This window comes from Oceanospirillum beijerinckii DSM 7166, assembly GCF_000422425.1.
GTDB lineage: Bacteria > Pseudomonadota > Gammaproteobacteria > Pseudomonadales > Halomonadaceae > Oceanospirillum > Oceanospirillum beijerinckii.
The window spans coordinates 1-23,412 of sequence record NZ_AULT01000049.1 but is presented as its reverse complement, the minus strand read 5'-3'; the positions used below and the strand labels follow the sequence as shown (position 1 = coordinate 23,412).

21 protein-coding genes are annotated in these 23,412 nt (G+C 48.4%); 8 read left to right on the top strand and 13 right to left on the bottom strand.

The features are described 5' to 3' along the window. Window positions 1-2: 2 nt before the first annotated feature. Complete coding sequence (locus H579_RS0114675; protein WP_028301316.1) at window positions 3-308, bottom strand: HigA family addiction module antitoxin; 306 nt, start codon at window positions 306-308, stop codon at window positions 3-5. A gap of 11 nt (window positions 309-319) precedes the next feature. After that, window positions 320-598 (bottom strand): type II toxin-antitoxin system RelE/ParE family toxin, encoded by a 279-nt coding sequence (locus H579_RS28650; protein WP_084624156.1) that lies wholly within the window; start codon window positions 596-598, stop codon window positions 320-322. A gap of 318 nt (window positions 599-916) precedes the next feature. On the opposite strand from H579_RS28650, the gene H579_RS25805 reads away from it, so the two are divergent. Next, entirely contained in the window at window positions 917-1,546 is a 630-nt protein-coding gene (locus H579_RS25805) for a MarC family protein (protein ID WP_051227667.1), read from the top strand. 171 nt (window positions 1,547-1,717) lie between these two features. Further along, on the top strand, window positions 1,718-2,260 hold the full coding sequence (locus H579_RS0114665; RefSeq protein WP_028301315.1) for a class I SAM-dependent methyltransferase: 543 nt from the start codon (window positions 1,718-1,720) through the stop codon (window positions 2,258-2,260). Between the two features lie 80 nt (window positions 2,261-2,340). On the opposite strand, the gene H579_RS0114660 is transcribed toward H579_RS0114665, so the two are convergent. Next, window positions 2,341-3,252 carry a DMT family transporter gene (locus H579_RS0114660; RefSeq protein WP_211224726.1) on the bottom strand — a complete coding sequence of 304 codons (912 nt, stop codon included), beginning with the start codon at window positions 3,250-3,252 and terminating at the stop codon, window positions 2,341-2,343. A gap of 192 nt (window positions 3,253-3,444) precedes the next feature. Here H579_RS0114660 and H579_RS0114650 point away from each other — a divergent pair, with 192 nt between their 5' ends. Further along, window positions 3,445-4,341 (top strand): AraC family transcriptional regulator, encoded by an 897-nt coding sequence (locus tag H579_RS0114650; protein ID WP_028301313.1) that lies wholly within the window; start codon window positions 3,445-3,447, stop codon window positions 4,339-4,341. 113 nt (window positions 4,342-4,454) lie between these two features. On the opposite strand, the gene H579_RS0114645 is transcribed toward H579_RS0114650, so the two are convergent. Together H579_RS0114645 and H579_RS25800 are read right to left on the bottom strand one after the other, a co-directional pair. After that, window positions 4,455-5,297, bottom strand: coding sequence for a DUF547 domain-containing protein (locus H579_RS0114645; RefSeq protein WP_084624155.1), 843 nt, complete (start codon window positions 5,295-5,297; stop codon window positions 4,455-4,457). Window positions 5,298-5,641: 344 nt separating this feature from the next. Further along, window positions 5,642-7,894: an FAD-dependent oxidoreductase gene (locus H579_RS25800; RefSeq protein WP_084624154.1), complete on the bottom strand. Its 2,253-nt coding sequence runs from the start codon at window positions 7,892-7,894 to the stop codon at window positions 5,642-5,644. A gap of 1,059 nt (window positions 7,895-8,953) precedes the next feature. Between H579_RS25800 and H579_RS0114635 the strand changes: the two genes are divergently transcribed. After that, entirely contained in the window at window positions 8,954-9,667 is a 714-nt protein-coding gene (locus H579_RS0114635) for a DUF4214 domain-containing protein (RefSeq protein WP_028301311.1), read from the top strand. Window positions 9,668-9,963: 296 nt separating this feature from the next. On the opposite strand, the gene H579_RS0114630 is transcribed toward H579_RS0114635, so the two are convergent. Next, window positions 9,964-11,001, bottom strand: a complete 1,038-nt coding sequence (locus H579_RS0114630; protein WP_028301310.1) for a methionine synthase — start codon at window positions 10,999-11,001, stop codon at window positions 9,964-9,966. Window positions 11,002-11,080: 79 nt separating this feature from the next. Beyond that, window positions 11,081-12,055, bottom strand: a complete 975-nt coding sequence (locus H579_RS0114625) for a DUF1852 domain-containing protein (protein ID WP_028301309.1) — start codon at window positions 12,053-12,055, stop codon at window positions 11,081-11,083. A 463-nt stretch (window positions 12,056-12,518) separates the two neighbouring features. Between H579_RS0114625 and H579_RS0114620 the strand changes: the two genes are divergently transcribed. The 3 genes from H579_RS0114620 (at window position 12,519) to H579_RS0114610 (ending at window position 15,655) form a co-directional block, all read left to right on the top strand. After that, window positions 12,519-14,453 (top strand): FAD-dependent monooxygenase, encoded by a 1,935-nt coding sequence (locus tag H579_RS0114620; protein WP_028301308.1) that lies wholly within the window; start codon window positions 12,519-12,521, stop codon window positions 14,451-14,453. Between the two features lie 369 nt (window positions 14,454-14,822). After that, window positions 14,823-15,128, top strand: a complete 306-nt coding sequence (locus H579_RS0114615; RefSeq protein WP_084624153.1) for a PepSY domain-containing protein — start codon at window positions 14,823-14,825, stop codon at window positions 15,126-15,128. A 2-nt stretch (window positions 15,129-15,130) separates the two neighbouring features. Continuing rightward, entirely contained in the window at window positions 15,131-15,655 is a 525-nt protein-coding gene (locus tag H579_RS0114610) for a cytochrome b/b6 domain-containing protein (protein ID WP_028301306.1), read from the top strand. A gap of 303 nt (window positions 15,656-15,958) precedes the next feature. On the opposite strand, the gene H579_RS0114605 is transcribed toward H579_RS0114610, so the two are convergent. Continuing rightward, on the bottom strand, window positions 15,959-16,864 hold the full coding sequence (locus H579_RS0114605; RefSeq protein ID WP_028301305.1) for a LysR family transcriptional regulator: 906 nt from the start codon (window positions 16,862-16,864) through the stop codon (window positions 15,959-15,961). 342 nt (window positions 16,865-17,206) lie between these two features. Between H579_RS0114605 and H579_RS25795 the strand changes: the two genes are divergently transcribed. Continuing rightward, a complete protein-coding gene (locus tag H579_RS25795; RefSeq protein ID WP_051227666.1) occupies window positions 17,207-18,313 on the top strand; it encodes an alkene reductase in 1,107 nt (368 codons plus the stop codon). Between the two features lie 129 nt (window positions 18,314-18,442). Here H579_RS25795 and H579_RS25790 read toward each other — a convergent pair whose 3' ends face one another. The 5 genes from H579_RS25790 to tnpA form a co-directional block, all read right to left on the bottom strand. Beyond that, window positions 18,443-19,291: a metal ABC transporter permease gene (locus tag H579_RS25790; RefSeq protein ID WP_051227665.1), complete on the bottom strand. Its 849-nt coding sequence runs from the start codon at window positions 19,289-19,291 to the stop codon at window positions 18,443-18,445. Beyond that, window positions 19,288-20,370, bottom strand: coding sequence for a metal ABC transporter substrate-binding protein (locus H579_RS0114590; protein WP_211224725.1), 1,083 nt, complete (start codon window positions 20,368-20,370; stop codon window positions 19,288-19,290). The genes H579_RS25790 and H579_RS0114590 overlap by 4 nt, the downstream gene beginning before the upstream one ends. Further along, a complete protein-coding gene (locus H579_RS0114585) occupies window positions 20,354-21,499 on the bottom strand; it encodes a hypothetical protein (protein ID WP_028301303.1) in 1,146 nt (381 codons plus the stop codon). Before H579_RS0114585 ends, H579_RS0114590 begins: the two co-directional genes overlap by 17 nt. A gap of 166 nt (window positions 21,500-21,665) precedes the next feature. Further along, on the bottom strand, window positions 21,666-23,009 hold the full coding sequence (locus H579_RS25785; protein WP_051227664.1) for a hypothetical protein: 1,344 nt from the start codon (window positions 23,007-23,009) through the stop codon (window positions 21,666-21,668). 190 nt (window positions 23,010-23,199) lie between these two features. Beyond that, window positions 23,200-23,412: IS200/IS605 family transposase (tnpA, locus tag H579_RS28645; RefSeq protein WP_157834626.1), on the bottom strand; the 213-nt coding region annotated here is incomplete at its 5' end.

The following is a 23,412-nucleotide window of genomic DNA, read 5'->3' as shown; positions in this document are numbered from 1 at the left end:
CCTTATAACTGACTGCTTGTTTGCTGCCATGGCTGAATCTGCGCCAGCACATCAGCCATTTCCTGCTCGGCAATCTCAGTATCGTACTCAATCTGGGCCCGTAACCAATACCCCTTAGACAGACCAAAAAAACGACACAAACGCAGATCTGTATCCGCTGTGATAGAACGCTTACCTGATACTATTTCACTGATTCTCTGCGCCGGTACACCTATCTCTTTTGCTAAACGATACTGGCTAATTCCCATTGGTTGAAGAAATTCTTCCAAAAGTAATTCACCTGGGGTTACGGCATCTAAAAAAGTCATAATGGCTTACCTCAGTGATAATCGACAATTTCTACATCTTCAGCACCGGAAGCAGTCCAACGGAAACAGATCCTGAACTGATCATTAATTCTGATACTGAATTGCCCGGCTCTCCCTCCCTTCAAAGCCTCTAATCGGTTTCCAGGAGGTATTCTTAAATCTTCCAGACACTGACTTAGTTGCAACTGGCGTAGCTTGCGAAGAGCAACCCGCTCGATATTAACAAATCGGCGCACTCTTTCCCGATTGGCCAGTGCCTGTGTGTCCTTACACTTAAATGAGACAATCATAACTAATAGTAACGCCCCGCGTGACTAAAGCAAGAATTGAAAGGTTTCATCACCTTAAGTACACAGCATTGGGAATAGAATAGCTGCAGATCAATAAGCTGGCTTTCTCTAATTCAAACCACGCTAAAAAAGAAACTTGAATTGTATATACAAGCTGATATAGTGGCGCACCGCTTTTGACCTATCCTGTTCATAGGCGGTGGGCTGCTCTGCCCAGATTGCTTTACCCTGATCGTTTTACCTTGACGCTTTACCGTAAAACGCAGCCATCGTTTCGATGGACTATCCTAAGACTCTTTACCTATTCCGAGAACTGTCATGGACTTGCTTGTTTATTTGCACGCGCTGACCGGTCTGTTTGTGATTATCGACCCGATTGGTGCCGCCATTATTTTTCACTCTCTGGTACCGGCTGGTGAGGCTCGTCATCGTCGTTTAATGGCGATGAAATCCATGCTGATCACAACCGTACTGCTGATTATCTTTGGTATCTATGGGGAATCTTTGCTCGCAGAGCTGGGCATCAGTATCGAAGCCCTGAGAATTTCCGGTGGCCTGCTGCTGTTTTACACCGCATTTAATATGATCACCCAGGATCAGGAGTACTCAGTCACCACTGAGAAAAAAGATATCTCAGTCTTTCCGATGTCGATTCCATTGACCGCCGGTCCGGGTTCTTTAACCTTAGCGATTCTGATGTTCTCTGATGCTAAAACCCTCTCAGAAGATATCTCTATCGTACTGGCAATTGTCACCATTACCGGGCTGACTCTGGTGCTGATGCTGTTATCGGGCTTTGTGAAGATACTGATTGGTCGTACCGGTGATGAGATTTTACGTCGCTTCCTCGGTGTGATTCTGGCCGCGCTGGCCATTCAGTTTGTTTACGATGGTGTGGTGCAGATGGTTGCCAACGCTTCTATCGCTTTAGGCCCTGCACCGATGTAGAGAGGCTATATAGTGACGATCCAGCACTATACCCAACATATGTAACACTTTGATACAGAAAGGCTTTTTAGCCTTTCTTTACCTTGCTCACCTTAGCATGTAGAGTAGCGCTCCTTTTTCCAGTACCACTGGTTTGTCTCTCAAGACCTAGCCAACAAGATATTGCCTGTAATGCCCTGGACCGAAATAAGCCTATTAGCTGTACTTCTCTCTGCTGTGATCAGCATCGTGTTTTACACCCTGAAAACCGGTATTTCACCCATGCCCAGCTCAGGTAAGGCCCGTCGAGAGATCATGGGCTATTTGGAGCAGCATTACGGCGATAAGCAGGGAGGAGTACTTGTGGATCTGGGCAGCGGCTGGGGTCATCTGATTATCCCCCTGGCTCGACGCTTCCCTCAGCATCAGGTGGTGGGCTATGAATTGTCTGTTCTGCCCTGGCTGTTCTGTCTGGCAGTTAAGTATCTGCTAAGATTGGATAATCTTAGCCTGCATCGAAAGAACTTTCTGCGCCAGACTCTGCCCGAAAACAGTATCTTATTGAGCTTTCTCCATCCCAAGGGAATGAAAAAGCTAGCCTCTCACCTGGAGCTGCAATCCTGCCGCGAACTGATCAGTGTCTTTTTTGCCCTGCCTAACGTCCAGGCTGAGCAGGTAATGCGTTTGAGAGATCTTTATCAGACACCTGTGTATATCTATCCGCTACAGAAATAATCCTTATTTCTGTAGCGGTTTTATCATTGCTTTTAAACGTCCGATCACGTTCCTTATGTCAGTATATTGTTATCTGCACCTCAACTGGCAAGCTCTGCAGTTTTGCTACGGTTAAACCAACTTGGTAGTTTGGCAAAGATCAGTAGGTTGCCAACCATTACCAGACAGAAGCCCGCCGCCGCCATCGGTGTCCATTGATAGCCTTCGTAAAAAGTTGAAACAGTTAAAGCCACAGCCGGAAACATCACCGTGCTGTAGGCTGCTTTATCGGCACCAATGCGACCAACCAACATCAGATACGTTGTAAACGCAATCACAGTACCCGGTATCGCCAGATAAAACAGAGAATAGAGATACTGAGGCTCTGTGTTAAAGGTGAACTCAACACCCTGAAACAGAGACACCGCAGACAGAACCAGCACACCGTAGAAAATACTCCAGGCATTGGTTGAGGGTGTTTTCAGGCCTTTTTGCTGGTGACGGACCGACACCATATTACCGCTGGAGAACAGCCATACGCCCAACAGAGCCAAGCCCATACCGATCAATACGCCCTGATCAAAACCATCAGCCGTAATCTCAGGCCAGAACAACAGCGTAATCCCCGTTAAACCAACAGCAGAACCGGCCAAGGTCCGCACTGTCGGCTTTTTACCAAACCAGATGCGGTTATTAATCACGTTCATCACCGTGGCCATAGAGAAAATTACAGATGCCAGACCACTGCTGATATAACCTGTCGCGGTATAAAAACAGTAGAAGTTAAAACTGAACAGGCAACAACCCTGTAACAGACAAAACAGATGGTCCTGACGATCCAGCTTTTGCAGACGACGCGCCATCAGCAGTACCGCAAACATCACACAACCGGCCAGTACAAAGCGGTAAATGATAGAGGCCTGAACCATGACATCACCCAACTGCAATTTAATCGCGATCCAGGTCGTGCCCCAGATCAGCACAGTAGCTAAATAAAGCCCGATATTCACCATAACACTCACTCCAAAAAGCCCTTAAGACGGTTCAAGGACACCGTGATGATCATGCCAAAGTCAAAATGAGCTGGCTTACAGGATATTGCGACTTTTGCAGATTCTTGCGCTTTTTTCTGTCGAATCTTGCCTGAAGCGCAGGACAGCAGTAGCATAAACGACCAAGCAGCTGCGCTTCAGTGAAGGCTTAACGTGTCCAAAGAAACTTCTCAGTGCCCACTTTCCCTACCGGTATACCATTGCTTATCGGCGGCTAATGCCAACCTGGAAAATCATACCGAGCTCAGTAACGGTGCCAGCGCAGCGATATGGCAGCGGGAAGTGACCGATCTGACCCGCTATCAGCACCCTGGCCATCACACCCTGAGCTGCTATCTGGATGGCGGTTATGATATTCGTCGTCTGTATCAGCAGCGCACCATCAGTGGCGGTGGACCGGGGCGTATCTGCCTGATGCCAGGTGATCATGAATCGGACTGGGATGTGAATGGCCCGATCCGCTTTATGCACCTCTACTTTTCAGAGGAACATCTCAAAGCTTTGGCGGGGCGTATTCAGGATAAGGGGAGCGATATTCTGCAATTGCAGGATCTGACCTTTATTGATGATCCCTGGATCAGCACCCTGTGTCAGCGATTGATTATGCCATTGAACTGGCAGGACAGAGCAGACCAGCTGGCCTTAAGCAGTGCCAGTGACATGTTGATGGCCCACCTGTTAAAGCATTACTGCAGCGACTACCACACCCTGCCGGATGTACCGGGTGGCCTATCACCCTATACACAAAGACAGGTACTGGATTATATCGAGCATCATCTGGATCAGGCGCTGACCTTACTGCAATTAGCCGAGGTAGCTCACCTGAGTGAATACCACTTTGCCCGCATGTTCAAACGCTCGGTGGGTATGGCACCCCATCAATATGTCACTCAGCGCCGTCTGAATCTGGCGTCTCGTCTGTTGCTCAACCCTGAACTGACTCTGGCAGAGATCGCCTTACGCTGTGGTTTCTCCAGTCAAAGCCATTTCAGTAACCGTTTTAAGGCGTTTTATGGTGTGACACCGGCGGGGTATCGCAAGGCTCATTGATTGCCTCTGAGATAGCCCTAAAACGCTGCAACGGTTCTAAAACAGCGGTAAGCCAGCCGCTTTGGATCTTGCTTTACGAATAGCTTGCTTGATATCTCACCTGGAACATCATCTTAGCGTTGACGATCATTAAGATCCCAATCATACGAGAGAAAGTCGATATCGATCTTTTCTGCTAACAGATCTGCTTTCTGCTCAGGTGTTAGATAGAGCGCTTGTGCATAACCGGCCAAAAAAGCTTCCAGTGAGTGAGCCCCACGCCAGCCCTGTTTAAAGTCGTCCCGATACCATTTAAAAATACTGGACACCTCCAGTTCATCATTTTTTAAACGATTACGGCTTCGATCCTGTAGAAACAACACGGTAGCCTGCTCTAACTGTTGCTCCAACTTATCACCGGTATAAGCCTCACGAGCCAGCGCCGGACAGCCAATGCTGGCACAGTTCACCGCAAAGTGAATTCTGGGCTCGTTATAACGTCCCGAACCACGAATCAGACCGTGTTCGATATCATCCAGAGAGCGGGTTTTACCCAGAAAGGGAATAAACGCTTTTTTCCACGGTGAGCTAAACAAAGACCCCAGATCCTTAATCGAAGTCAGCTTTGGATACTTCGTCAGAATCAATTCCACTGTCCAGGCGTTATAGGCATTGATCAGAAACGCCAACTGTTCAGCTTTTGACCAGCGATCAAACTCACTTTGAGCAACCTGCTCCAGTTTTTTCAGGTAGGCTTGTGGCGACTGTTGCGCCTGCTTAAAACCCGCATAATCGACTTCAGTGGCTTGCCCACCTCTGAGTTCATAAACATGGTTTTGTAGCAGTTGCTGCCATATCTGATGATCAAATGAAGATCGACTGGCTCCCGTTCCATTAACCACAGCTTCATTGGCCCAGGAAAATGGTGCGATAAGTAAAAGACACAGCAGAGACAAAGAACGGATCAGGTGCGACATAGGGTTTCTCCCTATCCAATAGGTCAAGGATCAATAACGGTGAAAAAAATGGGCAGGGTCTGGGCTGACAGTAGAAAGGCTGGCAGTAAAAAGACCGGCTGATGCTGTCTACCTAGCTGAAGCTCTCTATCTGGCTGAGGCTCTCGATAAAGTAATACTGCTCCCGATAAGTTTCTTGATATCAAAGTAGGTTGGATAAGCGAAGCGCCATCCGACATTGACTCCGGTATCCGATTATCGTCGGAAGGCGCCTTGCGGCTTTTCCGACCTACAACAACTTATCTGGATTGATATAATTATCCGAGCGCGCCAGCCAGTCTTATCAGGTCACTATTTGAGAGCCTCTAAACCTGCTTTTCGGCCTGATTTTCTGTCTGTTTTTCTGTCTGTTCTGCCGCTTGTCTTTCAGCTGCCACAGCACCGGTTTCAGGCTTTTGTCCCCGTTTCCAGCTGTGGTATTTCTCCACCCAGGTCAGCAGTTTTTCCGGGGCATGGGCTTTTTTCCATTCACCTGCGGCATACTTATTGGCTTCAGCCAGAGTTGGATAGGTGTGAATCGTACCCAGAATCTTATTCAGACCTAAGCCCTGCTTCATGGCTAAGACAAACTCAGCCAACAGATCACCGGCATGAGTACCCACAATAGTCACACCCAGAATCTTATCTTTACCCGGTACCGTCAGTACCTTCACAAAACCTTCGGCACTGCTATCGGCAATGGCACGATCCAGATCATCAATACCGTAGCGCGTCACCTCATAAGCGATCCCCTTCTCTTTCGCTTCCGATTCCGACAGACCAACACGGGCTACTTCTGGATCGATAAAGGTGGTCCACGGAATCACAGAGTAGTCTGCTTTAAACTTCTTCCACTCACCAAACAGGGCATTCACCGAGGCATACCACGCCTGATGGGCGGCGGTATGAGTAAACTGATACGGACCAGCAACATCACCTGCCGCATAGATATTCGGGAACAGGGTTTCCAGATAATCATTGGTCACTACGGTGCGCTCGGTTTCAATGCCCAGATCTTCCAGACCATAACCGGTCAGACGGGCGGTACGACCCACCGCACAGATCAGACGGTCAAAGATCACCTCTTTCTCTTTTTGTACACCATTGTCGTCATAACTCAGGATCAGCACCTTATCGTCACCACGCAGTTCACAGCGCACGGCATCATGATTGGTCAGCACTGTGACACCGCTTTTTTCCAGCGCTTGCTGTGCCAGCTCGGAGACTTCAGGATCTTCCTTCATCATCACCCGAGGGTTACGCTCCACCTGAATCACATTCGCACCCAGGCGACCAAAGCTCTGCGCCAGCTCACAACCGATAGGACCACCGCCCAGCAACACCATACGCTCAGGAATATCTTCTTCCTTCGCCAGCTCTGCCCACAGGGTGTCGCTGGTTAGATAACCGGTGTCTTCAATACCCGGAATAGGCGGCACAAAAGGTTGCGCACCCGCTGCGATAATAATCGAGCGCGTGGTTAAACGCTGCACCCCGCCATCATTGAGTTGAATCTCAACAGTCCAGGGATCAATCACCTTGCCGTAACCCTGCAGTACTTCCACGCCCAGGCTGGTATAACGCTCGACGCTATCATGTGGTTCTACTTTGGCAATCACATCATGAATACGCTGCATCACTTTTCGAAAGCTGAATTTAGGCTGCACAGACTCCAGACCATAATGCTCAGCGTCTTTCATCTGCTGTGCGACCTTGGCACTTTTAATCAGCGCTTTACTGGGCACACAGCCGTAGTTCAAGCAATCACCACCCATTTTATGGGCTTCAATCAGTGTGACCTTAGCTTTAACAGCCGCAGCGATATAGGCACTCACCAGACCTGCCGCACCACCGCCAATCACGACTAAGTTACGGTCAAAGTGAGTTGGTTTTTCATACCCCTGATAAACACGACGCTTTTTGATCTGATCCAGCAGCTTTTTCGCCAGAATTGGGAAGATACCTAGCAGGACAAAGGAGAAGATAATACCCGGCGACAGAATACCGGCCAGACTATCCAGCTGACCCAATTGCGTACCCGCATTCACATAGACCAGTGTACCTGGCAACATGCCCAGCTGACTCACCCAGTAGAAGGTACGGGTTTTAATAGGAGTCAGACCCATCAGTAAGTTGATCAGGAAAAACGGTACTACAGGCACCAGACGCAGGGTAAGCAGGTAGAATGCCCCTTCCCGCTCAACACCTTGGTTAATAGCTGCCAGTCGATCACCAAACTTCGCCTGTACGCTGTCTTTCAGCACAAAGCGCGCCACCAGGAAGGCTAACGTTGCCCCAACAGTGGAGGCAAAAGAGACCAGAACCAGACCCCAGAACAGGCCAAACACGGCACCTATGGCCAAGGTCATAATGGTAGCACCGGGCAGAGACAGAGCCGTGACCGCAACATAGACCAGGAAAAAGACCAGCGTGGTCATCAAAGGGGATTCGGTTTGCCAGCTTTCCAGCTGCTGCTGGCTGGCTTTCAGGCCTTCCAGCGTGAAGTACTGATTCAGATCAAGAGCGAAAAAAGCAGCCACCACCGCCACTAATACACTGAGTAAAATAATCTTTTTCATAGCGGTCTCACTAAAAGCCGATAAGTCCGTGTCTATCAGGCTGATTCCAAACTTTTTTCAGTTTTCGTGCGGCATGCTCAGCCACTACCTGATCATTTAACACTAGCATGTATCGATATACGCGCATAAAAGAGATCAGGATTCAGCTCTGTTCCATTATTGAGGATTATTTTTCAGGCAGGTACAGACCCTCAATGAAACAGATAGCAAACTTCACACCCTATTCAAAGTGAAGCTTGTGTAAGTTAATGGCTTGTGTAAGTTAATGACATGGATGTTGAAGCTATCTCTCCCAACCAATTTAAAGCACACCTATAAAATCCGCCCCAATACAGTGCACTATCAGCTGCTCCGAATCTACAAACCCGGCCTCAAAAAAATAAAATTTCTTTTAAATCAAAAGATTAAATAAAAATTAACAATCCTGGCATCCCTTATGCTTTATCCATAGCGTAGAAAAAAATAACCCCAAAGACGGGATTATTGAGTTCCACGCGGTTATGGTCCTTACCTTAATTGCTCGAAGTACCGCTCGAGGCAATGTAGCCCGAAATACTTTCCTTTACCGGAGAGTATTTCGGGCTTTTTTTGCCTGATGATGCGACGGTTATGAATTGCCCGATCGAATCTGAGAGTCATGTCCCTACCTAAAACAGCCTTCCTTAACCACCTTATGCATCACCCCGAACATGCGATGTGGATGCTGAAAAGTGTCGGGAAGCGTATGAGAAATATGCTCAATAGACCCTGCTGATACAAGCGGGTGACGCTGCCACAGAAATGGGAAGCAAGCGATGCAGCTAAGGAAAGATACTCCAAGAAATCAACATTGGCAGATCATTTTGTATCAACAGGTAAATGAAAGTCATGTGGCTGAGTCAACCGGCTACATTCCATAAACAAAGCAAAAACATCTGATTCAATCATTTTTGTAACAATAATCCTGCACTTGCAAACAAGTGTTTAGTCAAATATCGCAGCAAGCTGCGTGGATTATTTGCCAACCCGTCATTAAACGGTTGGCTAACAACAGATAATAACTGAAGAATCAGGATAATAATGTTTATTCACACCAATGACGTTCAGACGCAGTCTATTGAGCCCGCTACTCTTGACCTGAAAGCAGCTCCCGTTACTCTCAGTCTGACAGTAGAGCCTGTAACTCTGGAGCTGAAGCCGGGAGTCGAAGATGCGATCACTGTTGATCCGATTATGTTTCTGCCAGCCATTGATGAAGCGGTTGCTGTAACTCTTGATGAAGCGGTTGCTGTGACCCTGCCTGCGATCACAACTACTGTGATTGATCAGGGTTATGAGATTGAGGACCATGTTGCAATAGAGGTTACTAGCCAGCCAGAAGTCACCAGCCACCCCGAAGTTGAGGCTTATACTCAGGATCAGGGCGTTATTGCTACGTTATACGCTAATGTCCTGGATCGCCAGGCTGATGCGGAAGGCTTCCAGTGGTGGTCAGGCAAAGAAGTTGCCGGTGATATCTCATTAGGAGGTATTGCGATTAGTCTGCTTGAGTCTGAAGAGTTTGTTGCCAATAACAACCTGGAATTCTGGGCTCAGAGCACAGGCGATCAAATTGAAAGCCTGTATCAAACTATTCTGGGCCGTGATTCAGATCAGGCAGGTAAAGATTACTGGATCGAGCAAACTGAACAGCATGGCCTGACCATGCAGGAAATTGCACAAGCCTTTGTTGATTCAGAAGAGTTAGCAGAGCAGACTCTGGCTCCTGAAGCCTGGGACTTTCTGATTGCTTAAATCTTATTTGTCTCAGCATGCGAAGTAGAATAGCTCCTACAGACTTTATGCGTGTCTGCTGATTCCGGCTAAGCCATGCACGGGTCTGACCTAGACGTAGGTTCAGATTTCGATCAAGGCAAAACACAGACACGATGTAATTTTGCTGGAGATAATAAAGGCCAGCACTCTTTAATTAACCGGCTTTAATTAACCGCTTTAATTAACCGAGATGCTGGCTTTTTGCTTTGTTTATCAAACCTATTGCCAATAAATAGATACACCCACCTTTTAATAGATATCCCAAAAAACGGGGATCAATCTTGGCAGCGTGCCAGCTCTTTACGCACAATCTCTGCACCAGAACTCAAGGCATTAAGTTTACCTCTGGCGACTTCACGGGATAGCGGTGCCATACCGCAGTTGGTGCACGGGTAGAGCTTATCGGCATCCACATACTGCAGTGCTTTGCGTAAGGTGTCGGCCACTTCTTCCGGTGTTTCTATGTTATCGGTGGCCACATCAATGGCACCGACCATCACCTTCTTGCCTCGTACCAGTTCCAATAGCTCAATGGGTACACGGGAGTTATGACATTCCAGCGAGATAATATTGATATTGGATTGCTGCAGTTTGGGGAACACCTCTTCGTATTGTCGCCACTCGGAACCCAAGGTCTTTTTCCAATCCGTATTGGCTTTGATGCCATAGCCATAGCAGATATGAACAGCCGTTTCGCACTTCAGCCCCTCAATCGCGCGCTCTAAACAGGCGATACCCCAGGCATTGACCTCATCAAAAAAGACATTAAAAGCGGGCTCATCAAACTGGATGATATCCACACCGGCTGCCTCTAATTCTTTCGCTTCCTGATTCAGAATTTTGGCAAATTCCCAGGCCAGTTTTTCACGGCTTTTATAATGATCATCGTATAGGGTATCGACCATTGTCATCGGGCCGGGCAGCGCCCATTTAATCGGCTGCTGTGTTTGCTGACGCAGGAACCTGGCATCCTCAACAAACACCGGCTTTTGACGACTGACAGGACCAACAACCGTGGGTACGCTGGCATCATAACGGTCACGAATTTTGACGGTCTTGCGGTTCTCAAAATCAACGCCGTCCAGATGCTCAATAAAGGTGGTGACAAAGTGCTGGCGGGTTTGTTCACCATCACTGACTATATCAACGCCTGCGTGTTGTTGCTCCTGCAGTGACAGGCGTAACGCATCCTGTTTACCGTCAATCAGTGCTTCATCCTGCAGTTTCCAGGGCGACCAAAGCTTTTCGGGCTCTGCCAACCATGACGGTTTAGGTAAACTTCCAGCAGTGGAGGTAGGGAGTAGCTTTTTCATCGTTCTATTCTTCTGTAAGTGCAGTGTAGAGAGTGCAGTAAAGGCAATGCAGTAAAGGCAATGCTGTCGGGGCTAAAAATCAGGCGAAGTTTGCAGACCACTGTTGCAGAATGGCTTCATAGGGCTTGATAAAATGCTCTTCCGTCCATTTGCCCTGTTCAACTGCTAAACGATTGCGCTCTACCCGGTCGTACTCCACCTGTGTCAATGAATAATCCTGATGTTTCAGGCTGGGTTTAAAGATATCCCCTGCAAACGCATTGGCGTTATAGATCTCAGGACGATAGATCTTTTGGAACGTCTCCATGGTGCTGATGGTGCTGATCAGCTCCAGGCTGGTGTAATCGTTCAACAGGTCGCCATAGAAATAGAACGCATAGGGTGCCACGCTATTGGGCGGCATAAAGTAACGCACCTCCAGGCCCATCTTTTTGAAATACTGTTCCGTTAATGACGGCTCATTCGGCTGATACTCCATACCTAAAACCGGATGCTGATTCGCCGTACGGTAGTAGGTTTTGTTATCCGAGACACTGAGGCAGATAACCGGCAGCTTGTTGAAATTTTGCTGGTAAGCCTCAGAATGAACAAAGTCTTTGAACATATTGCCATGCAGCTCGCCATAGTTATCCGGCACACTGAACTGATCTTTGCCTTTGTTATGATTCAGCAGCAGAACACTAAAATCATAATCGCGCACATAGGAAGAGAAATTGTTGCCAACAATGCCTTCAATACGCTGACCTGTTTTATGATCCAGGATATAGGTTTTTAACATTTCGATGGTTGGGAAATGTTCTCCCTTGCCTTCCACATCAATACCCACATGGATAATTTCCAGCTCAACCCTATAACGATCACTGTCAGGATTATCCCAGTACGCCAAGGTATTGAAGCGGTTATTGATCATCTTGATCGCCCGACTCAGGTTCTGCTGGCGTTTTTCGCCGCGAGCCAGATTGGCAAAGTTAGTGGTCAGACGTGTGCTGTCTGATGGCCGATAGTTTTCATCGAAACTGATGCGCTTGATGCGGTATGTGAAACCTTTTTTCATGGCGATCCGGTGTCCAATATTCTGAGATAAAACCTAAATTCGTCGGGTACTCTTTTATGGAATGTCAGCTTGTCTGCTGAACAGTCTGGCCCTTATTTTCTGGCAGCCGCTGCCACAGCTTTTTGGCCGTATGCTTACTGATTCAGACTGAAACCACCCCAAATCATCTCTTAAGGCGAGCAATGTGTAATTTATACCGGGATCTATTTATGAATAAAAATGCTTTTATTTTATCTGTACATGAATATTTCTTATGATTTGATCTGGATATATTCGCTCTAACTGAGCGTTACTCGTGTTATCTGGCCTGTAGCGATTGTGAGTAATCTATCCTGAATATCCTAAGGACCACTTCGGTTTGTATTGACTCAAAATCTATTAAGATGTTAACTATTAATCCATTAACATATTAACTATAAATAGACGAAACAATATTGATTCACTGCCTACCAAGGAGCATGTCGTGCAATATCACCTAAACGGTTTTAAGCCTGGTAACTATCAGGTTCCTGACGCCGCTCGTAAGCCTTATCCCAACCCTCCTGTTGTGGATTTGCCAACCCAGGTTGATGTCCTGGTTGTCGGTACTGGCCCTGCAGGGTTGACCATGGCACGACAAATGTCCGAGTTTGAAGAGATCTCAACCTGTATCGTTGATATGGCTCCTGGCCCACTGCTGTTTGGGCGTGCCGATGGTATTTCGTGCCGCACTATGGAGATCATGGAAGCATTTAATAGCAGCGAAATGGTCGTAAAAGAGACCTATCAGCTGAAACAAAACACCTTCTGGGAACCGGACGCAAACAATCCGCAAAACATCAAGCGCACCGAGAAAATTGCTGACGCCCGGGCAGGGCTATCTGAGTTCACCCACGGTATTGTCAACCAGGCCCGTCTGCATGAATTACTGATTGACGGTATGCGTAACTCAATCACTCACCTGGAACCACACTACAGCCGCGAGCTGGTAGAAATGGAAATTGACGATAGCCTGACACAGGATCTGGATGCTTACCCGATTACAGCAACGTTTAAACGGACGGATGAAGAGGGCAATGGCAAGATCGAAACCGTTAAAGCACGCTATGTCGTAGGCTGTGACGGTGGCCGTAGTCGTGTACGTAAAAGCATGGGTATTGAACTGCAGGGTGATTCGGCCAACAAAGCCTGGGGTGTGATGGATATTCTTCTGAATACCGACTTCCCTGATATCCGAGTGAAAAGTTTTATCCAATCGAAAGATCACGGTGCGGTGATGACTATTCCCCGTGAAGGCGGTTATCTGTGTCGTTTCTACGTTGAACTTGATCTGCTGGGTAAGGATAAACGCGCCAGTGACGTAAAACTGACCGAAAAAGATCTGATCGCCAAGGCACAGAAGATTTTCCACCCGTATACACTGGATGTGAAAGAAGTGGCTTGGTGGTCGATCTATGAAGTGGGCCAACGTATCGCAGAGCGTTTTGATAATCGCCCTGCGGGTAGCCCTGAGAACCTTGTTCCCCGTGCTTTTGTAGCCGGTGATGCCTGCCATACTCATAGTCCAAAAGGTGGTTGGGGCCTGAACACATCGCTGCCGGATACTTTTAACCTGGGTTGGAAGCTGGCGTCGGTACTGCAAGGCAAATGTGATCCAAAGCTGCTGCACACCTACGAAACTGAACGCCGCAAAGTGGCGCAACAGCTGATCGATGCGGACCGTGAGCTGTCTAAACTGGTTGCAACACGCCCGGCAGCAGGCGATGAGTCTGATCAGGCTCAGGTTGATACGGCTAAAATCGAAGCCTTTATGAAGCGTCAGAGCGGTTTTGTATCCGGTACCTCTATTGAGTACTTCCCGTCCTATATCTGTACCGGTCAGGAAAACCAGGAATTGGCTTCAGGCTTTAAAATTGGCCAACGTTTCCATTCAGCCGAAGCTCAGCGCACCGCAGATGGACGTATTCAACACCTGGGGCATCTGGTTAAAGCGGATGGCCGCTGGCGCTTATTTATCTTTGGTGGCGAGCAAACTCCAACCGATACCTCGTCAGATGCCTATAAGCTGATCGACTTCCTGGCTAATGATGACAGCTCTCCCGTGGTGAAATACACACCAAAAGGCGCAGATATCGATTCTGTGATTGATACTTATGCAATCTTTCAGCAGCAAGATCTGTCCATGCATGATCTACATAAGTATCTGTGGCCTGCCAAAGGCAAATACGGCCTGCACGATTATGAAAAGGTGTTCCAGTCTCAGCTTGGCAACGATATCTATGAGCTACGTGGCGTAGATCGTACTAAAGGCTGTGTTGTTGTCGTTCGCCCTGATCAGCATATTGCTACTATCCTACCTTTAGATGCCCATGCAGAGCTGGCGAGGTTCTTTGATCATTTTATGATTAAGCAAAATTAGCCTATCAGGTAAACATAGACGCTTTCCCACAGGTGAGGCAGAGTATCTGTATGTATCGAATCCTCTGAGCCCTAAGAAAAAAGCGAAACGATAAAAGCCAGCACTCTTTAGAAGAGTCGCTGGCTTTTTATATGGTAAGAGAACAGTTTGGTAACAACCGTGTTTTCAGGACTTTTAATTTTAATGCTGTTGTTTATAGCTGAAGATGCGATGCCTTTTATTCTCATAAAATGGCACCCCGGATTATCCGGCCACTACAATGCCAAGTAATCGGATAGAAAATACGTATGATAATTTAAGTTTTCCTTAAGCTTTGGCGCAGATACTAGCCCTATCGCAGTAAGTTAATAACCAAGATAAGGCAAAACTATGAACCCAATAACACAAGTATCCAAAATCAAAAAAGTAGCATTAGGCACCGCGTTTACTCTGACTTTGGCCATCAGTGGCACAGCGTTGGCTGGCCCAAAGTGTACTGAAGGACGCACGGCTGATTGGATCAATGCTGATGAGATGCAACAGCGCATTGTTGATATGGGCTATAAGATTAAGAAATTCAAAGAATCTCGCGGCCATTGTTATGAAATTTATGGCTGGAATCAGGCCGGTCAGAAGGTAGAGGTCTATTTCCACCCGGTTACAGGTAAGATCATGAAGCAGGAAGTAGAGGATTAATCATGGTTGAGCCGCATCAGCGTATACGCGTGTGGGATCTGTTTGTACGCATTTTCCATTGGTCACTGGTTGTTATCTTTTTTGCCAACTTTGCTTTAAATGAAGAGGGCGATGATTGGCATCAGTGGTTAGGCTATGCGGCAGTGGTTCTATTATCAGGTCGACTGGTTTGGGGCTTTATAGGTCCCTTACCTGCTCGCTGGTCAAGCTTCTGGCCTAGTCCTGGTCGACTGATCTCATACTGGAAGGGCACATATACGCCTTCTATTATCACACATAACCCGGTAGGGGCAGTGATGATGATAATACTAATGCTATTGATATTAGGGTTAGGCATTACAGGGTATATGATGGAGGAAATTGACTACTTCTGGGGTGAGGGCTGGTTAGAAGAGGTGCATGAAATAATGGCCAATATGATTCTTATACTGGTTCCTCTACATATATTAGGAGCAGTCAAAGATAGTATTCTTAAAAAAGATAACTTAATTGCCGCTATGTTTCACGGTTATCGTAAGAAAGATTAGTAAGCCATATCAGTATTGAAAATCGAGATATCTTGTAGTGTAGCGGTCAACTGATAGAGAATCAGTAATAAACGGGGAAAACCAAGGTATCAGCAAGAAGCAGAAAAAGCTTAAGGTAAGGTACAGCCCCCTATAGGCGAGAGGAGAGCTGTACCTTACAAACCGGAACGAAGTCTTATGTCATAGAGCTTCAAACTGTGAGTAGTGCTGCACGCTGCCACAGTTATTCGCGCTTGTTTCAGACTTCCCGCACAGGATGAACGAAACGATAGTCCAGAAAAACAGATTTTTTCGTTTTAATTGTCAATTTTTATCGATGAATTTACCTTGCCGCGCTGCAACCAAAATTGCATGAATGGCGGGGTGGATTGGATCTGGGGTGCGTGTGATGGCGTAATGCTGGGCAAAGACCTCTCTGATCTCACCAATCTCTTCCACCAGATACTGGCGACAGACCTCATCTTTAATATTGGTGGGTGCTGCAAATACCCCCATGCTTGCACGGGCAAAGACCTTGATTAAAGCACTGTCGCTAATCTCTGCGCAGACCTGCATTTCCACTTTGTTCTTCTTCAACCAGTGTGTCAGCTCCGTAAACCAAACGGTGTCGGTGCCATTGGATAGCAGAGGTTGTTGATGCAGTGAGTGCGGGAAATTCGGTCTGAGTTTTTTAGCTAAATCAGGCGCGGCAAACAAGGATAAAGATGAGCTGAATAAAGGGGTGAAGTAAAACTCCTTATCCACTTCTGATGGAGGTTCATCACTGATGACCAGGTCCAGCTGCTGGCGCTGCAAGCTTCTTAATAGATCTTTAAGATGCCCGCTGTTGGCTTTCAGGTGCAGAGGGCGCTTACCCGCCATCGCAGGGGTTATCAGATGATAGGCGATCAGCTTATGTACAGAAGCGGCAAAACCGATGGAGAAATCCAGTGGTAAATCCACTTCCGGCTGCTTTAACACCTGATCCAGTTCACCCGCTAAAGCAAAAATCTGACTGGCATAGCGACGTGCCTGCTCACCCAGAGGCGTCAGTTTTAATCCTCTGCCTTTACGAAAGAACAGTGCGCCGGTTTTAGCTTCAAAAGCAGATAGCTGACCGCTTAAGGTTTGTGGCGACAGGTCCAGCTGATCGCTGGCCCGTGCGATAGAGCCTGCTTCGGCAATCACCCAGAAATAGTACAGATGTTTTAGATTCAGATCTTTTAGCATACAATCGCCTGCGCTGGCCTACCTGTTACCCTACGGCTGTTAAATACTTTTTAAAAAGCGCTGTTAAAGCTGCGATTATGGCATCTTGTTAAACAACACGCGTAAAGAAATGCTTTTGGTTGAAACCAAAAGTTAAAACTGTGATAAGCATTTGCCCGCTACAACTGCCTACCTGTTTTCTGTTCCAATAAACCTATTCAAACCGTCCCGGCTCACACAATCCCAATAGCCTGATAGGGTAACGGATTAGCCGCGATGGAATAACCGTTTTTAGCCCGCTGTGGTTTTAGCCCCCCGTGGTTTTAGCCTGCTTGGGCAACCAGATTAAGAGAGTATTGGACCATGACAGATATTTTTTCACCGATTCAAATGGGTGCTTTAGAGCTTGATAACCGTGTACTGATGGCCCCACTGACCCGTTGTCGTGCCGACGAAAACCATGTGCCCACTGACCTGATTGCTGAGCACTATGCTCAGCGAGCCAGTGCCGGTCTGCTGATCGCTGAAGCCACCATGGTGATGGAAGGCAATTCTGCATTCTGGCGTGAGCCGGGCATCTACTCTGATGCTCAGGTTGAAGCCTGGAAAAAGGTGACTGATGCGGTACACGCTAAAGGCGGCCGTATTGTACTGCAGATCTGGCACGGTGGTCGCGCCTGTCACCCGGCGTTAAATGACGGTCGTGTGCCTGTGGCTCCCAGTGCTCTGGCAATTACCAATGATCAGGTGCATACCCCGGAAGGCAAACAGAATTATACCGTACCACGCGAACTGGCAGACGATGAGATTCCTGCGATTATCGAAGGCTTTGCTAAAGCGGCAGAAAACGCCAAACACGCCGGTTTTGACGGTGTCGAAATACACGGCGCTAACGGTTATCTGCTGGACCAGTTCCTACGTGACGGTGCTAATAAACGTACCGGTGCTTATGGTGGTCCTATTGAGAACCGTGCCCGCCTGCTGCTGGAAGTGATCGAAGCGGTAGTGAATGTTTGGGGCAGTGACCGTGTTGGTGTACGCCTGTCACCACTGAACAGCTTCAACAGCATGCAGGACAGCGACCCTGTCGGCCTGATCACCTGGCTGGCAAAACGCCTGAATGATTTTGATCTGGCCTACCTACACCTGATGCGCAGTGACTTCCTGGGCGAGCAAACAGGCGATGTAGTAACTCCAGCCCGTGAGCACTTCAAAGGTAAGCTGATTGTGAATATGGGTTACAGCGGTGACGAAGCCGAGCAGGTGATTACGGATGGTCAGGCCGATGCCGTGGCCTTTGGTGTGCCCTTTATTGCTAACCCGGATCTGCCGGAGCGTCTGAAACAGAAAGCGGAGCTGAATCAAGCGGACCCAACGACTTTTTACTCTCAGGCGGCTGAGGGTTATACGGATTATCCGACGCTTGCCGAACAACAAGCTAAGCAAGAGCAAACGTCTGAACCAGCTTAACTTCCAAAGCGGGTAAGATCATCAGATAGCTCTGGTGATCTGATACAGATAGAAGAGCGCCCGAAGTGATTGATTACTTCGGGCGCTTTTTTTAGGTAGTGATTTACTGAGGAAGGAATGCGATAGGCCTCACTTTGCAGCAGGCTCGGGGCTCTGTCCGCTTTTAATCTGATGCTTATCTGTCAGAGAGTGTTTCAACACAATAAACCCCAGTGCCGTTAACGCCAGCGTCCAACTGATAACAGCACCCGATGGCAGATCCAGCAAGGCAGAGATCACCAGACCGAGCAAATAACTGCTGGACCCCAGCACAAAGGCGGTGGTTTTAGGTGATCGACTATTCTGACTGACTAATGCCGGTAGGATCAGGCTGGCAAAAACCAGATAAACCCCAATCCATTGGGTTGATAGGGTAATCGCCAAAGCAAAGCAGGGATAAAACGCCAGTTCCCGATTCGCCCGACTCAGCCCCCACCAAAGTCCACCAATGCCCAGAGTTAATAGCAGCAGATCATCCAGGTCCTCATAGCTGATCCACAGAATCTGCCCCAACAGCAGGGTATTAAATTTCTCTCCTGCATGAGGATCCTGTGCCAGCAGCAACATAATCCCGGTAGCGGAGAGCATAAACAGGATACCGATCAGGGCTTCCTGCAGTTTCACTGCCAAGTGGCGCATACGGTAGAGCAATAGGGCACCGCCTACCGCGGTTCCTGCTGCCATCAGTTGCACCAGCAAGGGATGGGTTAACGAAGAAAACAGCACTGAGAACAGCACCACACCAAAGGCCGATAACTGAGCAATGGCCAGATCAAAAAAGATAATGCCCTTGTTCAGCACTCGCTGGCCCAGTGGAATATGGCTGAGCAGAATAATCAGACCGGCCAAAAAGGCGGGCAGCAGGATATCCTGCTGCTCGATCAGTTGCTCCAACACCCCCTCAAGCGTACCTTCGCCCAGTACGCTCAGCTCGTTCATAAACGCACCGCCAGCAGACGATCAATAATGTCTTGATACAGGCTGATCAGAGAAGTGGCCTGGTCGGACCCACCGACAGTAAATGGCAGCTCAATCACAGGTAGCGCTTTATCATGATCATGGTGGTCGCTGGACTCACTTTTACGAGACTCACTTTGTCGGGATAGCCAGCGAGCCCCCTGAGGGTTCTGGTAGTTGGCGATCATAATGCCCTGAGCCTGACTGCCTTCCACTTTGTCCAATAAGCTGGCCAGATGGCTGCTGGAGGGTGGAATACCCGGCTTGGGTTCCAGATCAGCAACCTCCTCCAACTTGAGCCAGTCAAACAGATAGCTCCAGTTACGATGCTGGACAAAATAAGCCTGACCTTTTAGCGCACGAGTCTGCTGCTTCCACTGACTCAGCTGCTGACGCCACTGCTTAAAAAACACCTGATGCTGGTGCTGATAATAAGCGGCATTATCCGGGTCTAGCTGAACCAAACGCTGACTCAGTTGCTCAGCAATCATCATCAGACGTCTGGGATCCAGATGGATATGAGGGTTACCATCGGCATGAATATCGCCCATGCTGCGGTCGTGCTGATGAGGAATTTCCAGCTTGGGTACAAAGTCTGCGGCCATAAAGTGGCCCGGCTTACCTGTTTGTACCTGAGCGTTAGTTGAACGCATCAGTAGCAATGGCAACCAACCAATCTCAAGATCCGCACCGGTACATGCTACAAGATCCGCTCGGCGCATTTTTACGATCAGCGATGGACGGGCCTCAATAAAGTGTGGGTCCTGAAAAGCATTGGTCGCTGTGAACACTTTGACCTGCTCACCGCCCAGATCCTGTGCCAGGGCTTTCCATTCCGGTTCACAGGCAAACACCTGCAGCGGTTCTGAGCCTGGTTTAGGGCTGATTTGGCTCAGGGCAGCTAACTGAGCCTGCGCTGGAAGTGCCTGCAATAGCAGGCTTCCAGTGGTTAATAGCGGCAGTACCAGGGATTTAAATGGCCGCGCTAAAGATTTAACAGGCAGAACAAGAGCTTTAGTGCGACCGCTCCTCAATATGGAACCATTAGAATTGATGGGCACCGTGCGCTCCTAAAATCATCTGATATTGCAGGGTCAAAGTGTCGTCCGCTTCATCAAAGTGATCGCTGTCCTGATGGGTGTACATGGCACGGATCAGCGAGAAGTGAGAGTGGCGCCAGGACAGGGCCAGATTGCTTTCCTTCATCTCCTGACCATGAAAGTGATCACCATGAGCTTCACTCAGCTCTACTTGACCGGTACGGGCAGAAACAGTCCACTGAGGTGTAAAGCGGTAGCTGGCCGCCAGATACCAACCACGCTGGAAGTCTTCTGAAGTCGCGTGTTGATTCGGTTCTTCCGCATACAGCCACTCACCGGACAGCATCAGCTGTTGGGATTTGGCATTACCGGATGGCGCCCATTTCCACACTGCATCAGCGATATAAAGGTGTTTGCCGACGTATTGGGCACTATGGCTGTGACCGGAGTGATCGTCACCCGAATGGTCGTGGTCGTCATAAGCATCGTCCTCTTCTGCACCTACGTTAGTCAGACGGTTGTGCAGATAAGACGCACCGATTTGCCAGCTGTTGGAATCACCCAGATCGCCACCAAACTTGGTACCCAGCGTGTAAACACCTAACGTTTTATCATGGCTCTCACCACTTAACTGGCGACCATTAAAGCCTTCAGCGCTCAGTTGCCAGTAGAAATCTGTCGGCATCAGCATCGTCAGCTGCAAGCCATCATCGTAGTAGTGACTGCCTAACAGAGCGCGATACACCGCTGGGCGCTCAGCAAAGTTATCCTCATGGGTATGACGGCCATTCAAATAACCCACATTGGATAGGAAGCGACCGGCTTTGGCCTGCAAACCGTAAGGCAGAGAGGTGGTTTCTACAAAGGCTTCTTCCAGTGAAACCTCGGTGCTGCCATCGTGATCTTCTAATACGGCTGTCAGGCGACCATAAAATAGATCATCAACCGGGGCATCCATGGTGATCTCGGTATGACCCAGGCCAAAACCTTTTTCTGAACCTTGCAACGCGGTATCACCAGCTTTGTAGATACCATCCAAAACCAAACCGATATTCGGGTTAAACTCATCGGCGTTGGTGATAGACGCCTGACCTGCCAGGGCGATTGTGCCGGCCAGAGCGATAACTTGAGAGAGGGATTGTTTTTTCATTAGGGGTTCTTAAATACTATTTGCACTTACCGGAGAGATCAGTGCTGAGATATGAAGAAAAAACTAAGCCATTGGTTTGAGACAGCCTCTGGCTTAGCTTGGCTCTAGATCAGGTGCTGTCTGGTTAAAACGCTCTAAAGCGTAACGTCAGACCAACAGACAGAGATTATTCATGCTCATGCTCGTCATGGCCGTGTTCCGCACTCAGACCCAGCCACACCAGGGTGCTGGCCGCGAAGTCCAGAGCGATAGCACCTTTCAGACTTTCCGCTTCCGAGTCGATAATCAGTACACGCTGACGGTCTGGTTCCAGCAGGTAGAGATGACCATCTGCCTGAGACGTAACAATCACAGGTGTAGTGCTGTCATCGGTAAGCGCATCAATCACCTGCAGTGAGCTGGACAGCGTCCAATCTGCCGTGTTGTAGAAGTGAAGCTGACCATCTGGAGACAGGGAGTAGAACTTATCGCCATCCTGGTTAAAGCCCTGCGTTACAGACAGATCACCGTCCGGCAGTTCCAGCGCTTGAATTGGCTGTTCTGCTTCTGGGGACAGACGGAACAGAGAGCGGTGTGGATACCCCACGGTGCCAATCATCTCGCCTACTTCGTGGTGTGCATAAACGGAGCCGATACGGTCGCCTTCGGCAAAGGAGCTTGGGTTGCTGTAATGGGTCGCGGTGTAGTCAGCATCGTGCAGATCAATACTCAGGATGCCATCACCACAACCGTAGATCAGGTGCTCTTCGTTAGACGCCGCACCGTGTAGCAATGGACACTGAGTGTTATAACGGGTATCTAGGGTGAAGTGGGTGCCATCAAAGCTATAGCGCTCAACTTCTGCAGGCAGAGTGGTGTCAGTAATCGAGGTATCGCGGTAGGTAACAAACAGCTTATCTTCGATCAGCTTAGCCACGCCGTGCATGCTGTTGCTCAGCTCCAGAGATGGGAAAGTGCTTTTTGCAGTGATCAGCTCATCGCTCAGCACAGAGATAGAAGATATCACACCGTCACCGGCATCGTTAAACACCACACCATACTCTTCATGCACAGAGAAGTGAGTAGGGCCTGCGCCATTCAGTTGCAGGCCGGTGTCACTGGGTGCCACTTCATAGTCGTGCAGATGGTCACCATGATCTTCTGTATACAGACCGCTATCAAAAATAGACACCCGATTGGCATCACGCTCTGCCGCCAATACATAACGGTATTCCGGGCTGGCATGCAGACGGGCACCAGCAGAACCCAGAGTAAAACTGCCCAGATTCTGTTGATCATCCAGGCTGATAAAGTTCACGCTGTTATCGGCACTGTTCAGTATCGCAAGACGACCGGCACTTTCGATATGAGTATCGTCATTATCGTGACCGGTATGGTCGTCATCCGACGCATTATCGTTATCTGAACTGTGGCCATTGCAACCGACCAGAATAGAGGATAAGGCCAGAGCTAATGCCAGCTTGCTAAAAGACAGAGCGCTAGCGCTGCTGTTGGGAGTATTTAAATGCATGGGTTTACCGATTGAGTAGGATTGAGTTATAAACCTTAAATTTATGTTACAACATAACATTCATAATTAACAAGTCAGTAACTTGATTTCGGTATTGCTAGAAATTAAAGCCCATACAGCGATTATCACCTTTCGCGGAAAACCCCATACTTTTAGTGCAGGGATGCAGAGCGTAGAGGCGCAAGCCTCTCTAATGAGGTCTGGCTTGTTGCTCGATATATTGACGGACAACGGAGATCGGAGCGCCACCTACACTTCCAGCATAGTAACTTGGACTCCACAAGGCGTTTTTCAGATACGCCGGTTTAATCAACTCAGGGTGAATCTGTTTTAATCGCCTGCTCGACACGCCTTTCAAGCTGTTTACTAGCTTTGATACAGATACTTTTGGAGGAAAATTGAC

Excerpts from the sequence above, each read along its gene's own strand:
- H579_RS0114635 (WP_028301311.1), top strand. The coding sequence starts at position 8,954 with ATGTTTATTCACACCAATGACGTTCAGACGCAGTCTATTGAGCCCGCT.
- H579_RS0114660 (WP_211224726.1), bottom strand. The coding sequence starts at position 3,252 with ATGGTGAATATCGGGCTTTATTTAGCTACTGTGCTGATCTGGGGCACG.
- H579_RS0114610 (WP_028301306.1), top strand. The coding sequence starts at position 15,131 with ATGGTTGAGCCGCATCAGCGTATACGCGTGTGGGATCTGTTTGTACGC.
- H579_RS0114665 (WP_028301315.1), top strand. The coding sequence starts at position 1,718 with ATGCCCTGGACCGAAATAAGCCTATTAGCTGTACTTCTCTCTGCTGTG.
- H579_RS28650 (WP_084624156.1), bottom strand. The coding sequence starts at position 598 with ATGATTGTCTCATTTAAGTGTAAGGACACACAGGCACTGGCCAATCGG.
- H579_RS0114585 (WP_028301303.1), bottom strand. The coding sequence starts at position 21,499 with ATGAAAAAACAATCCCTCTCTCAAGTTATCGCTCTGGCCGGCACAATC.
- H579_RS0114675 (WP_028301316.1), bottom strand. The coding sequence starts at position 308 with ATGACTTTTTTAGATGCCGTAACCCCAGGTGAATTACTTTTGGAAGAA.
- H579_RS0114630 (WP_028301310.1), bottom strand. The coding sequence starts at position 11,001 with ATGAAAAAGCTACTCCCTACCTCCACTGCTGGAAGTTTACCTAAACCG.
- H579_RS25795 (WP_051227666.1), top strand. The coding sequence starts at position 17,207 with ATGACAGATATTTTTTCACCGATTCAAATGGGTGCTTTAGAGCTTGAT.
- H579_RS0114605 (WP_028301305.1), bottom strand. The coding sequence starts at position 16,864 with ATGCTAAAAGATCTGAATCTAAAACATCTGTACTATTTCTGGGTGATT.
- H579_RS25790 (WP_051227665.1), bottom strand. The coding sequence starts at position 19,291 with ATGAACGAGCTGAGCGTACTGGGCGAAGGTACGCTTGAGGGGGTGTTG.
- H579_RS0114615 (WP_084624153.1), top strand. The coding sequence starts at position 14,823 with ATGAACCCAATAACACAAGTATCCAAAATCAAAAAAGTAGCATTAGGC.
- H579_RS25805 (WP_051227667.1), top strand. The coding sequence starts at position 917 with ATGGACTTGCTTGTTTATTTGCACGCGCTGACCGGTCTGTTTGTGATT.
- H579_RS25800 (WP_084624154.1), bottom strand. The coding sequence starts at position 7,894 with ATGAAAAAGATTATTTTACTCAGTGTATTAGTGGCGGTGGTGGCTGCT.
- H579_RS0114625 (WP_028301309.1), bottom strand. The coding sequence starts at position 12,055 with ATGAAAAAAGGTTTCACATACCGCATCAAGCGCATCAGTTTCGATGAA.
- H579_RS25785 (WP_051227664.1), bottom strand. The coding sequence starts at position 23,009 with ATGCATTTAAATACTCCCAACAGCAGCGCTAGCGCTCTGTCTTTTAGC.
- H579_RS0114645 (WP_084624155.1), bottom strand. The coding sequence starts at position 5,297 with ATGTCGCACCTGATCCGTTCTTTGTCTCTGCTGTGTCTTTTACTTATC.